Here is a 12,996-nt window from a genome sequence, read left to right on the forward strand (position 1 = left end):
CAGCGGCAGGAACACCACCGCCAGCACGATGGCCAGGCTGCCGAAGTCATGCACTGCCGGGAACACCCCGAACAGGTAGACCGCGGCCACCAGGCTGGCCACGATCGCCCACAGCAGGAAGGACAGCATGCTCGGTGCCGGATCGTCCTGTGCGGCGAAGAACGCAGCGGCCACCGCGGCCATCATCGCGCCGTTGCCACCGCCTTCCCAGCCCAGCCCGATCCACAGCGCGCAGTAGGTCATCAAGGCCACGCCTGCACTGGCCGCCGAGAACAGCGCCATGCCGTAGTCCACATGCCGCGCATCGCCGCTGCGCGTGGCGCGGACCCGGTAGTGGGCGGTATCGCGCGGCGCGCTGCCCTGTTCGATGGCGTCCTGCAGGGTGCCGCAGTCCTGCCACAGGTCCACCAGTTCCTCCAGCCGCAGCAGCAGGGTGACCAGCAGCAGGTGGTCCAGCTCGCCGTCCACCGCAGGCTTGAGCGCCAGGATGCGGGCGCGCAGCGCGGCGTATTCGCTCGCGCTGGAACGGCCGGGCTGCTCCAGCCATTGTGCGATATCGGCCACCAGCGGCTCCAGCCCCGGTGGCAGCGCACGGCCCCCGGCGCGCAGAGCGCCCAGGCGGTCGGCGATGGAGGACAGCACCGGCAGCATCAACAGCATGCGTTCGCGCAGCCGTTCCATCGAGACCGCCGCGCCGGCATGGCGGGGATCGTCGCGACGCAGGAATTCGATCAGCGCCTCGAACTGCACCAGGTCGGCGGCGAGCCGGTTGCGCGGGCCATGCGCCTGGCCACGCAGCAGGATCTGCCGCGACCACTGCGCCGCATCGCCCATCCAGCTGCCGATCCGCGAGCGCAGCATCGGCCGCACCGAGGTGGGGAAGAACAGCGAGGCGAACAGCACCGCCACCACCGTGCCCAGGATGATCTCTTCGCTGCGCGCCACCACCGTGTCGAAGATGGTGTCCGGCGAGGTCACCGCCGGGAAACCGATGAACGCGGTGGTGTAGCCGGCCAGCAGGAACGCGTAGCCGCGCGGACCGCGGTTGAGCAGGGCGATGAACAGGCAGCCGGACAGCCACAGCGACATCGCCGCGCTCAGCAGCAGCGGCATTTCCACCAGGTGCGGCAGCATCCACAGCGTGGCCGCACCGGCGATCAGCGTGCCGACGATGCGGTACACGCCCTTGGCGCGGGTGGGCCCGAGCATCGGCTGGGTCACGATGTACACCGTGGCCATCGCCCAGTACGGGCGCGACAGGTTGCCGGCCAACCCGATGTACAGCGCGGCCAGCGCGGCCAGGAAGGTCTTCACCGAAAACAGCCACGCCTGACGGTCCAGCAGCAGCATCGCGCTTACCTCGTTGCCTTGCCGACGGCCACGGCGTCGGCATTCCAGCCGCCACCGAGCGCCAGGAACAGCTGGATCTGATCGCGCGACACCTGCGCCTGCACGGCGGCCAGCGTTGCATCGGCCGAGACCAGCGTGCGGTCGGCGTCCAGGCTGGCCAGGTACGGGGTGCGCCCGCCCTGGTACAGGCGCCGGTTCTGGCTGGCGGCCAGTTCGGCCTGCTGCTGGGCGGTCTGCAGCGATTGCAGGCGCTGCAGGTCGTGCGCATAGCGACTGAGCGCGGTCTGGGTTTCGCGCAGCGCCTGCAGCACGCTGTGGTCGAACTCGGCCAGCGCCGCATCCGCGCCGGCCTCGGTGGCGTGGATGCGCGCATGCGTGCCCGAGGACGGCAGCGTCCAAGAGATCAGCGGGCCGATCGACCACTGCTGGGTCAACGGCTGGCCGAAGTCTTCCAGCAACCCGGCGGCACCGACCGAGGCGCCCAGGCGGATGTCCGGGTACAGCTCGGCGGTGGCCACGCCGATCCGCGCGGTGGCCGCGGCCAGCCGGCGTTCGGCCTGGCGCACGTCCGGGCGGCGCTGCAACAGCGCGCGGCCATCGCCCACCGGCAGCGGCTGGGCCAGGGTCGGGGCCTGGCTGCAGTCGCCCACACCGTCGGGCAACTGCCCGGGGGTGCGACCGAGCAGGGCCGCCAACTGGTATTCGGAGGCCTGGCGCTGCGCGCGCAGCGGTGGCAGCGCGGCTTCCAGCATCGCCACCTGGGCGTTGGCGCGGGCCAGCTCCGGCGGGGTGCCGCGACCGGCATTGATCAGCCGCTGGGTGACCTCGCGGCTGCGCTGCTGCAGCTGCAGCGAATGCTCGGCCACGTGCAGCTCGTGGTTGGCATGGCAGATCTCCACATAGCTGCCGGCCACCTGCGCCACCAGCGACACGCGGGCCAGGTCGAGGGCGGCGGCCACGCCCTGCTCGTCGGCATGCGCGGCCTCGGAGGCGCGCTTGAGCTTGCCGAACAGGTCGAACTGGTAGGACACGGCGAACTTGCCGTCGGCCAGGTTGATCGGCGGCAGTTCGTGCTCAAGCAGGAACGATTCGGCCGACAGCTGCGCGCGGCTCACCCCGGCCTCGGCCTCGTACTCGAAACCACCGGCATCCAGCGCCTGCTCGTACACGGCGGCGGCGCGGCGCAGGTTGGCATCGGCCACCTTGAGTTCCACGTTGTCGCGCAGTGCCTGCTGTACCAGGGCATTGAGGGTGTCGTCCTGGTACAGCTCCCACCAGCGCGCGGGCAGTTCGGCACCGGCGGCCACCTGCGGGTTGCCGGTGTCGATGAAGGCCGCATTGGCCTCCGGCCGCTGGAAGGCCGATCCTGCGGGCACGGTGTAATCCGGGCCCACGGTCTTGCACGCGGCCAGGGTGGTCAACGCCAGCCCCAGCGCGATGCGGTGCAGGGCAGGGCGGCTCACAACGCCGCCTGTGCCGGTCGTGCCGGCGTGGCCGGTGCCGTGTCCGGCACGATGGTGACCGTGGCGGTGCGCCCGGCGATCAGGTTGACCCCGGCCGGCACGTGGTCGATATGGATGCGCACCGGGATGCGCTGGGCCAGCCGCACCCAGTCGAAGGCCGGGGTCACGTTCGGCAGCAGGCTGCTGCCTTCGCTGCGGTAGCGGTCCTCGATGCCGGCGGCGATGCTCTGCACATGGCCCTGCAGCGGCTGCGCCTCGCCCATCAGGCGGATATCCACCTTCTGGCCGGCGTGCACGCCACGCAGGCGGGTTTCCTCGAAATAGCCATCAACGCGGAACGAACCGGTATCCAGCACGGCCATCACCGGTCGCCCGGCGGTGACGTAATCGCCGGCACGCACGGTGCGGTCGTTGACGTGGCCTGCACTGGGGCTGCGCACTTCGGTGCGCGCCAGGTTGAGTTTGGCCAGGTCCACGGCGGCCTGCGCGGTGGCCATCGAGGCCTGCGCGGCGAGCAGCTTGGCGCGGCGTACCTCGGCGTCCTCGGCGGCGACCAGGTCGGACAGGCTGCGGTCGCGCGCGATCTCGCGGCGCAGCTGGTCCAGCGTGGCGCGGCGTTCGCCTAGCGCGGCCTGGGCCTGCTCCAGCGCGATCTGGTAGCGGGCGCGGTCGACCACGAACAGCACTTCGCCACGCGCCACCGGCTGGTTGTCGGCCACCTTCACCGCTTCCACCAGCCCGGACACGTCCGGCGCCACCTGCACCACGTCGGCGCTGACGTGCGCATCGCGCGTCCACGGCTCGTCCATGTAATACGACCACAGGTGGCGCAGCACCAGCACGGCGGCGATCACCGCCACGACGGTCAGCACGACCGGGAAAGCACGCTTGAGGATCTTGTTCACGATTGCATCCAACGCATCAGGGAAAACAACCCGCCGAGCACGATCACGTACACGGCTAGGTTGAACAGGGCGGGGTGCCAGATGTGGCGGTAGGCGCCGGTGCGCTGCAGGACCACGCGCAGCCCGCTCTTGAGCAGGTACGCCAGCAGCATCAGCCCGAGCAGGGTCGGGACGAACACACCATAGAGACTGAATTCACCGTACATCGAGGCAAAGGGTTCACTGGGGGAGCGGAAAGGGAGGCGCCCGGCGCCGCGACACGGCACCGGGCGGTAGAACAGGGAAACGGCTTACGTCACGCGTTCGGCGGCATCGGCCAGCAACTGCCACAGCTTCAGCACGGTGCGCAGCTCATCCAGGGACAGCTCGCCGAACACGCCCTGGCGCAGCCCGATCAACTCGGTTTCCAGCTGGCTGACCAGCGCTTCGCCCTTGTCGGTCAGCCACAGCAGGTTGGCGCGGCGGTCGCTGGCATCGCATTCGCGGCGGACCAGGTCGCTGGCCGACAGCTTGTCCAGCAGCCGCACCAGCGACGGACCTTCCATGCCCAGCTGCTGGGCCAGCGTCACCTGGCGGATTCCCCCGCCGGCGCGCCCGATCATCAGCAGCGGCATGGTGCACGCCGCCGAAATGCCGTAGCTGCCCAGGGCCTGGTCGGCCAGCCGCTGCCACTGCCGCCCTGCGTAAAGCAGGCCGGAGCTGAGCTGCATCTGCAGCTGGGTGCGTTCGTCGAGGGTTCGCTTCATCAGATCGATAGGATACTACTAATTTCCATCCTATCAATACCCCCGGCCCAACCGCAGCCCAACGCCGGGCCCGCCGCGGCAGGCCCGGGCACCACGGCGGGGGACGTCCGAGGGCTCTGTCGGGTACGATGCTCGCCCCCCTTCGGGTGCTGTATGTAATGAGCAAACAAGACAACGACGCCACCCCGGTCACCCAGGCCGATGCCGAATCGGCCGTGCGCACCCTGCTGCGCTGGGCCGGTGAAGACCCCACCCGCGAAGGCCTGCTGGATACCCCGCGGCGCGTGGCCGAGGCCTATGGCGACTGGTTCAGCGGCTACCGCGACGACCCGCGCGCCTACATGGAGCGCACCTTCGAGGAAGTGGCCGGCTACGACGAACTGATCGTGCTGCGCGACATCGAGTACGAAAGCCACTGCGAACACCACATGGCGCCGATCATCGGTCGCGTGCACGTCGGCTACCTGCCGTCCGGCAAGGTGGTGGGCATCAGCAAGCTGGCCCGCGTGGTCGAGGCATATGCACGCCGCTTCCAGGTGCAGGAAAAGATGACCGCGCAGATCGCCCAGTGCATCCAGGACGTGCTGCAGCCGGTCGGCGTGGGCGTGGTGGTGGAAGGTGCGCACGAGTGCATGACCACCCGCGGCATCCACAAGCGCGGCGTCAGCATGGTCACCTCCAAGATGCTCGGCAGCTTCCGCGAGGATGCGCGCACCCGCGCCGAGTTCCTGCGCTTCATCGAAGTGGGCGGCAAGCGCTGAACCTGCCGCGCGCCCGGCAGCGCTCTGCCGGGCCGTTCCCCTTCCTGCTGCGCGGCGTCCGGCCGCGCGGTGTTTTTCCGGATGTCCTGGCTGCATGAAGCACCACGAACGCATCACCCGTTACCGCACCCTGCGCGAGCAGCCCCAGTGGAAGCTGCTGGCGGCCGCCAACGCCCCGGAGATCATCGGCCTGCTGCAGGGCCTGCTGATGGACGGCGAGCGCACGCTGCCGGCCGCGGCCCTGCATGAACGCCTGCAGCGCGCGCTGGACCAGCTCAACGGCGAAGAGCTGTCGCGCGAGCTGCCGCGTACTGCCCAGGCCTACATCGCCCATTGGCTGGCGCAGGGCTGGCTGGAGCGGCGCCTGCCCGAGGGCGCCGACCAGGAGCAGTACGAGCTGTCCACCCAGGCGCTGCAGGCGATCCGCTTCGCCGACAGCCTGGAGCAGACCCGCGTGGCCGCCACCGAAAGCCGGCTGGCGCTGGTGATCGAACAGCTCTCGCAACTGGCCGCGCAGACCGAATCCAACCCGGACGCGCGCCTGTCGGCGCTGCGCGATGAACGCGACCGCATCGACGCCGAGATCGCGCGCGTCGGCCAGGGTCGCGTGGTGGCGCTGGATGGCAAGCGCGCGCTGGAACGTGCGCGGCAGATCATCGGCCTGGCCGATGACCTCACCGAAGACTTCCGCCGCGTCCGCGACGATTTCGAGCGCCTCAACCGCGAGTTCCGCGAACGCATCATCGATGATGAAAGCGAACGCGGCGACGTGCTCTCCAAACTGTTCGAGGGCGTGGACGTGATCGGCGACAGCGACGCCGGACGCAGCTTCCAGGCCTTCTGGCGACTGCTCAACGATGCCGAGCAGAGCGCCCAGCTCGACGCCGCGCTGGATGCGGTGCTGGCGCGCGGCTTCGCCCGCAAGCTCGACCGCGACGAACGCGCCTTCCTGCGCGGCTTCACCGGCACCATGCTCGACCGTGGCGGCCAGGTGCACGACGTGCTGCAGCACTTCGCGCGCAGCCTGCGCGGGTTCGTGCAGAGCCGTGGCTACCTGGAACAGCGCCGACTCAACCAGCTGCTCAAACAGGCCCAGTCCGAAGCGCTGGCGCTGCGCGATGATTTTTCCGCACAGCGTCCCATCGGCCGCGACCTCCAGCTCACCACCAGCCGCCTGCGCTCGTGGTCGCAGTGGAAGCTGCACGACCCGCGCAGCGCGCAGGTGGATGGCAGCGTGCAGCGCAACGATGCGGCCAGCATCAGCCTGGAAAGCGTCGGCGACCTGGTCGCGTCCTCGGAAATCGACTTCCGCACCCTGCGCCGGGACCTGCACGAGCTGCTTGGCGTACAACCGAAATTGAGCATCGCCCAGGCCCTGTCGCAGCGCGAAGCGCCGCAGGGGCTGGGCAGCGTGATCGGCTACCTGTCGCTGGGCACCCGCCACGGCGTGGTGGTGGACGGCGAACAGGAAACCGCACATTGGCGTGGCGGCGATGGGCAGTGGCGACGCGCCCGCATCCCGCTGGTTTGGTTCACCCAGGAGAAACGCCATGAACTGGCATGAAGATTCCCACGATGCCGCCCCGATCGACGGCTCGGCAGACGACCAGGACGCAGAGCCGGTCGTCATCACGCCGCCGCCGCGTCGCAACAGCGATGTCTTCTACATGGGCGACACCGGGCGCCTGCCGCTGGATGGGCGCCGCGCGCTGTGCCAGCTGTTGATCGGCCCGAGCATCGACCAGCTGCGCCACGCCAAGCTGTGGCCGGCGTTGATCCGCAGCGAAGCGGCCATCCGCTCGGCGCTGGCGGACCTGTTCCTGGAGCTGGTGCTCGACCGCGACAGCGGCGTGGCCTTCACCCGCCAGGCCGATACCGAAGACATCGACGCACCGGTGCTGCTGCGCAGCTCGCCGCTGACCTTCATCGACTCGGTGCTGCTGCTGTACCTGCGCCAGCAGTTGGCCGAGGCTGATGCACGCGGCAACCGCGCCGTGGTGGCCGATAACGAGATGGCCGAAGCGCTGGCCATCTACGAGAAAAACCTCTCCACCGACCGCGCCGGCTTCAATCGGCGCGTCGCCGCCGCCGTGCAGAAAATGAAAGAGAACCACATCCTGACCCGCCTGGCCGGCCAGGACGACCGGCACGAAGTGTCGCCGGCGCTGAAGCTGCTGTTCTCCGCCGAAGATGTCTCCGCGCTGTCGTCGGTGTACCGCCAGCTGCGCGAAACCCCCGCTGCAAAAGCCTGAACGGACCGACCGATAACGCATGGCCATCTCCAAGCACACTCCCGCCCTGTTCACCGAAGGGCTGCCGGATCCGCGGTTGCAGCAGTTCCGCATGCGCCGCCTGCAGGTGCACAACTGGGGCACGTTCAACGGCCTGACCGAGGTGCCGATCGCCGAACGGGGTTTCCTGTTCGTGGGCCGATCCGGCTCGGGCAAGTCGACCCTGCTCGATGCCATGTCGGCGATGCTGGTGCCGCCATCGATCGTCGACTTCAACGCCGCCGCGCGTGAAGCCGAACGCAGTGGCCGCGACCGCAACCTGGTCTCCTACGTGCGTGGCGCGTGGGCCGACCAGCAGGACCGCGGCACCGGCGAAATCGCTACCCAGTACCTGCGCAAGGGCGCCACCTGGACCGCACTGGTGCTGGAGTACCGGGCCGGCGATGGCCGCGTGGTCAGCCTGGTGCGCCTGTTCTGGATCGCCGGCAATGGCGCGGCCGCCGCTGACGTGCGCAAGCACTACCTGATCGCCGAGCGTCCCTTTGATATCGCCAAGGACCTTGGCGGTTTCGACCTCGACCTGCGCAAGCTCAAGCAGCGCCTGGGCGATGTCCACCACTTCGACAGCTTCGTCGGCTACGCCGAGCGCTTCCGCCACCTGCTGGGCATCGACAATGAAATGGCGCTGCGCCTGCTGCACAAGACGCAGTCGGCCAAGAACCTGGGCGACCTGAACGTCTTCCTGCGCGACTTCATGCTCGACACGCCCAAGACCTTTGATGCTGCAGAGCGCCTGGTCAGCGACTTCGCCGAGCTCGATGGCGCGCACAAGTCGGTGGTCACCGCGCGGCGTCAGGTTGAAACGCTGTTGCCCGCGCGTGCGCTGCACGCCGAGCTGAAGGCGATGAACCTGCAGCGCGCCGACGAGGAAACCCTGAAGCTCGGCCTGGATAGCTTCCGCGAATCGCGCCTGCAACTGCTGCTGGAAAAGCGCCTGCAGGAAATCGACGTGCGCCACCGTGGCCTGCTCGGGGAAGAAACCCAGCGTCGCCAGGGGCTGGCCAACCATGAAGAGCACCTGGCCGAACTCGAACTGCAGCGACGCCAGCAGGGCGGCGAGCGCATCGAGGAGCTGGAGCGCGAGCAGGGCCGCGCGCAGGCCGAGCGCGACCGTCGCCAGGCAAAGCGCGACCAGGCCGAACAGGCCGCGGCGAAACTGCAGGACGCATTGCCCGATGACGCCCATGGGTTCGCGCAGCTGATCAGCCGTGCACAGGGCGAGCTGGACAACCGCCAGCAGGCCGCCGCCGCGCTGGACGATGCCATCACCGAGCGGTTGTCCGGCAAGCAGGACGACGCGCGCCGCTTCGGCGATGTACGCGCGGAACTGGAGGCGATGGAGCGCAACCCGTCGAGCATTCCCGCACCGTTGCAGAAGCTGCGCAGCCGCCTGGCCGAGGAGACCGGCGTCCCCGAGGCAGCACTGCCGTTCGTGGGCGAGCTGATCCAGGTCCGCCAGGAAGAGGGCGCCTGGCAGGGCGCGATCGAGCGCGTGCTGTTCGGGTTCGCGCAATCGCTGCTGGTGGAAGACAAGCACTACAGCGAGGTCAACGCGTGGGTGAATCGCACCCACATCGGCATGCGGCTCACCTACTACCGCGTGCGCCGCAATGACGATGCCATCGCGCGACAGCCGTCGGCACGCTCGCTGCTGCACAAGCTGGAGTTCCGCGACAGCGTGTTCGAGCCGTGGCTGCGTCGCGAGCTCGGCAAGCGCTACGACTACGAGTGCGTCGACGCGAAGCAGCTGCGCGACGTCGAACGCGGCATCTCGCGCGAAGGCCAGGTCAAGCACCCGGGCGACCGCTTCGAGAAGGATGACCGCAACGCCATCGGCGATCGTCGCCGCTGGCTGCTGGGCTTCAGCAATACGGAAAAACTGGCGCTGTTCCGCAAGGAAGCCCAGGAGCTGGCGCAACGCATCGCCGCCTGCGACGAAGATGTCGCGCGGCTGCGCAGCCAGCGCGATCGCGACAACGACCGGCGCCTGGCCTGCAACCAGCTGGTCAACTTCAGCTGGGAGGAAGTGGATGTCGCCACCGCCGTCCAGCGCCTGCAGGACATCCAATCGTCGCTGCACGAGCTCAAGGAAGGCAACGCCGACCTGGCCCGCCTGGCGCAGCAGATCGACCAGGCGCGCGCGGATATCGCGCAGGCCCGCCGGACCTACGAGGACACCCGCGTCGAGCTCGCCCAGCATGCGCGGGAGCGCGACAAGCTCGACGCGCAGCGCCAGCGCAGCCGCGCCCTGGTGCTGCCGGCGCTCGGTGCCACCCAGGAAGCCGGGCTGCAGCTGCGCCTGGACCGCCTGGGCGGCCTCAGCCTGGAAACGCTGGAAGCGCACATGCGCGAGATCAGCAAGGGCATCAACGAAAGCCTCGCCGCCTCGCAGCAGGACGTGCACCGCGTCGAGACCCAGCTGGTGGCCTGCTTCCGGCGCTTCGCGCAGGCGTGGCCGGAAGAGTCCGGCGATTTCACCGCCTCCGTCGCCTCGGCCGAGGACTACCTCGCCCGCCTGCAGCGGCTGGAACGCGATGGCCTGCCACAGCACGAGGAACGCTTCTTCGACCTGCTGCAGAACCAGAGCAAGAACAATCTGCTGGCCCTGCAGCGGCACAGCGCCGAGGCACGCAAGTCGATCGGCCAGCGCCTGGACGAGGTCAATGCCTCGCTGGAGCAGGTGCCGTTCAACCGCGGCACCCTGTTGACCATCGAGCTCAGCGACCGGCGCCTGCCGGAAGTGCTGGAGTTCCACCAGCAGCTGCGCGAAGTGCTGGCGCACCACCAGACCGAAGAGCGCGAGGTGGCCGAGGCGCAGTTCGCCGTGCTGCGCGAACTGGTCAAACGCCTGGGGTCGCAGGAAGGCGAAGACCGGCGCTGGCGCGAGAACGTGCTCGACGTGCGCCTGCATGTGGAGTTCATCGGCGTCGAGCTCGACGCCGCCACCCGCCAGCAGGTGGAAATCTACCGCAGCGGCGCCGGCAAATCCGGTGGCCAGCGGCAGAAGCTGGCCACCACCTGTCTGGCTGCCGCGCTGCGCTACCAGCTCGGCGGCGCCGAAAGCCAGCTGCCCAGCTACGCCGCCGTCGTGCTCGACGAAGCCTTCGACAAGGCCGACAACGAGTTCACCGCCCTGGCGATGAACATCTTCGAGAACTTCGGCTTCCAGATGGTGGTGGCCACGCCGCTGAAGTCGGTGATGACGCTTGAACCGTTCATCGGTGGCGCCTGCTTCGTCGAAATCAGCGGCCGCCACGACTCCGGCGTGCTGCTGATCGAGTACGACGAGGAAGCCAAGCGCTTGAAGCTGCCCGAGCGCAGCCGCCAGCAGGACGCCGAACCGGTCGCCTGACCGGTCGGCACGCCTGCGCCGCACCGGCAACGGCAATCGCGCGCCGGCAACGGAAATCCTGCGCCGGCACGGGCAATCCCGCGCCGACAACGGAAATCCCTCACCCCCGTAGAGCCGACCGTTGGTCGGCTGCTCCACCGTCACCGTTCGCCCAACCACGGCAGCCCAGGCCCCCGCCCTGCGCGTTACCCGGCGAACGTATCCCAGCCCATCCGCGCGATCAGCACCACCACCAGGCCGACGAACAGCTTGCGGATGAACGGCGTGCCGCCGCGCAGCGCCAGCCGCGTGCCCACCACCGAGCCGACGATGTTGGCCGCGGCCATCGGCAGCGCGAACAGCCACAGGATGTTGCCGGTCGGCACGAAGAACGAAATGGCGGCCACGTTGGTCGCCAGGTTCACCACCTTCGAGGCGGCCGAGGCACGCAGGAAGTCCAGCCCGAAGAAGCGCACGAACAGGAAGATCAGGAAGCTGCCCGTCCCCGGCCCGAAGAAGCCGTCGTAGAAGCCGATCACCGCGCCGATGCCCAGCGCCATGGCCAGCTCCCGGCGCCCGATCTCGCGCGGCCGGTGCAGCGCGCCGAAATCCTTCTTCCACAGCGTGTAGCCGAGCATCGCCACCAGCAGTACCAGCACCAGCGGACGCACCGCATCCTTGGGCAGCAGGCTGACCGCGGTGGCCCCGGCGAAGGAAAACACGAAGGCGGTGCCTGCCGCGAACAGCACCGGTCGCCACGGGAAGCGCACATTGCGCGCGTAGCGGAACGCGGCCGCAGCGGTGCCGAACATCGAACTGAACTTGTTGGTGCCAAACAGCATCGCCGGGGTGTGCTGCGGCAACACCGTGAACAGGCCGGGCAACTGCACCAGGCCGCCGCCGCCCACGGCCGCATCGACCAGGCCGGCGATGAAGGCGATCGCCACCAACCACAACAGCTCAGGGGGAACCAGCTCGAACACGGCAGGGCATCACGACGAAAGGCGCGCCAGCATACGCCCGCCCCCCTGCACGCGGTAGAGCCGACCGTTGGTCGGCTGCCCCGGCATCGGCGCTGGGCAAACGCGCGACAATGCCCGCATGAGCAAACCCGATCCCTGTCCCTGTGGCCGCCCACTGGCCTACGCCGCCTGCTGCGGCCTCTACCACGCCGGCGCCATCGCACCCGATGCCGAGGCCCTGATGCGCTCGCGCTACAGCGCCTACGTCAAGCAGCTGCCGGATTACCTGCTGGCCAGCTGGCATCCATCCACGCGCCCGCAATCGCTGTCGCTGGACGAACCGGCCGGCCAGCGTACCCAGTGGCTTGGCCTGACCGTCCACCAGCACGCCGTTTCCGACCCGGACCACGCCCAGGTCACGTTCACCGCCCGCTACAAGGTCGGCGGCGGCAGCGCGGTCAAGATGCTCGAGCACAGCCGCTTCGTCCGCGAACACGGCCGCTGGTTCTACCTCGACGCGCTGCCCTGAGCCGCCTCGCGGCTGCGCACCGCCACCGGCCGCTGCTGGCCGTGGGCGCGCACGCAGTTGCGCCCGGCATCCTTGGCCGCGTACAGCGCCTGGTCGGCGGCCTTGATCACCGCCTGCGCACCCTCGCCCACGCGGTTGTCGGCCATGCCGATGCTCACCGTCACCTGCACCACGGTGCCGTCGCCACCGCGGCCGCGCTGCAACCGGCCCACCGCATCGTCCTGCACCCGCGCGGCACGATCGCGCAGCTGCAGGCGGGTGGCTTCCACGGTCGCCCGCACCGCTTCCACCGCCTCCACGCAGGCCGGGGCAGGGCGGTCCAGGAACACCAGCGCAAACTCCTCGCCGCCATAACGGAACGCGCGTCCGCCGCCGCCCACGTCGGCCAGGCGCGCGGCCACCAGCTTGAGCACGTCGTCGCCGTTGTCATGGCCGTGGGTATCGTTGAAGCGCTTGAAGTGGTCCACATCGACCATTGCGATGGTGTACGTGGCGCCCACCCGTTGCAGGCACTCGTTCAACGCGCGCCGGCCGGGCAGGCCGGTCAGTTCGTCGCGGTAGGCCATATGGAAGGATTCCTGCAGCATCGCCGACACGATCAACAGCAGCGCAGCACTGGCCAGCGCGGGCAGCAGCGCCGGCGACAGGAACACCCGCG

The 12,996-nt window shown here is 69.2% G+C and carries 12 protein-coding genes; 5 read left to right on the top strand and 7 right to left on the bottom strand.

All coding sequences use genetic code 11. The annotated features are described in order from the left end of the window. The 5 genes from RTO53_RS16385 to RTO53_RS16405 all read right to left on the bottom strand — a co-directional run. Positions 1-1,350: FUSC family protein (locus RTO53_RS16385; protein ID WP_312238799.1), on the bottom strand; the 1,350-nt coding region annotated here is incomplete at its 3' end. Positions 1,351-1,355: 5 nt separating this feature from the next. Further along, on the bottom strand, positions 1,356-2,813 hold the full coding sequence (locus tag RTO53_RS16390; protein ID WP_312238800.1) for an efflux transporter outer membrane subunit: 1,458 nt from the start codon (positions 2,811-2,813) through the stop codon (positions 1,356-1,358). Beyond that, positions 2,810-3,718, bottom strand: a complete 909-nt coding sequence (locus RTO53_RS16395) for an HlyD family secretion protein (RefSeq protein WP_312238801.1) — start codon at positions 3,716-3,718, stop codon at positions 2,810-2,812. The genes RTO53_RS16390 and RTO53_RS16395 overlap by 4 nt, the downstream gene beginning before the upstream one ends. Continuing rightward, positions 3,715-3,924: a DUF1656 domain-containing protein gene (locus RTO53_RS16400; protein WP_019183984.1), complete on the bottom strand. Its 210-nt coding sequence runs from the start codon at positions 3,922-3,924 to the stop codon at positions 3,715-3,717. The genes RTO53_RS16395 and RTO53_RS16400 overlap by 4 nt, the downstream gene beginning before the upstream one ends. A gap of 84 nt (positions 3,925-4,008) precedes the next feature. After that, entirely contained in the window at positions 4,009-4,464 is a 456-nt protein-coding gene (locus tag RTO53_RS16405) for a MarR family transcriptional regulator (RefSeq protein WP_312238802.1), read from the bottom strand. A gap of 158 nt (positions 4,465-4,622) precedes the next feature. On the opposite strand from RTO53_RS16405, the gene folE reads away from it, so the two are divergent. From folE to RTO53_RS16425, 4 genes are all read left to right on the top strand, one after another. Beyond that, positions 4,623-5,225, top strand: coding sequence for a GTP cyclohydrolase I FolE (gene folE, locus RTO53_RS16410; RefSeq protein WP_312238803.1), 603 nt, complete (start codon positions 4,623-4,625; stop codon positions 5,223-5,225). A 94-nt stretch (positions 5,226-5,319) separates the two neighbouring features. Next, on the top strand, positions 5,320-6,789 hold the full coding sequence (locus tag RTO53_RS16415; RefSeq protein ID WP_312238804.1) for a DUF3375 domain-containing protein: 1,470 nt from the start codon (positions 5,320-5,322) through the stop codon (positions 6,787-6,789). Then, positions 6,776-7,477, top strand: a complete 702-nt coding sequence (locus RTO53_RS16420; protein ID WP_312238805.1) for a DUF4194 domain-containing protein — start codon at positions 6,776-6,778, stop codon at positions 7,475-7,477. The genes RTO53_RS16415 and RTO53_RS16420 overlap by 14 nt, the downstream gene beginning before the upstream one ends. Positions 7,478-7,496: 19 nt before the next feature. Next, on the top strand, positions 7,497-10,868 hold the full coding sequence (locus tag RTO53_RS16425) for an SbcC/MukB-like Walker B domain-containing protein (protein ID WP_312238806.1): 3,372 nt from the start codon (positions 7,497-7,499) through the stop codon (positions 10,866-10,868). A 185-nt stretch (positions 10,869-11,053) separates the two neighbouring features. On the opposite strand, the gene RTO53_RS16430 is transcribed toward RTO53_RS16425, so the two are convergent. Further along, a complete protein-coding gene (locus tag RTO53_RS16430) occupies positions 11,054-11,830 on the bottom strand; it encodes a TSUP family transporter (RefSeq protein WP_312238807.1) in 777 nt (258 codons plus the stop codon). A 118-nt stretch (positions 11,831-11,948) separates the two neighbouring features. Between RTO53_RS16430 and RTO53_RS16435 the strand changes: the two genes are divergently transcribed. After that, on the top strand, positions 11,949-12,338 hold the full coding sequence (locus RTO53_RS16435) for a YchJ family metal-binding protein (RefSeq protein WP_312238808.1): 390 nt from the start codon (positions 11,949-11,951) through the stop codon (positions 12,336-12,338). On the opposite strand, the gene RTO53_RS16440 is transcribed toward RTO53_RS16435, so the two are convergent. Continuing rightward, positions 12,317-12,996 (bottom strand): GGDEF domain-containing protein (locus tag RTO53_RS16440; protein ID WP_312238809.1); only part of this gene is annotated, 680 nt, incomplete at its 5' end. The two genes, RTO53_RS16435 and RTO53_RS16440, sit on opposite strands and share 22 nt — an antisense overlap.

This window comes from Stenotrophomonas sp. (assembly GCF_031995405.1).
GTDB lineage: Bacteria > Pseudomonadota > Gammaproteobacteria > Xanthomonadales > Xanthomonadaceae > Stenotrophomonas.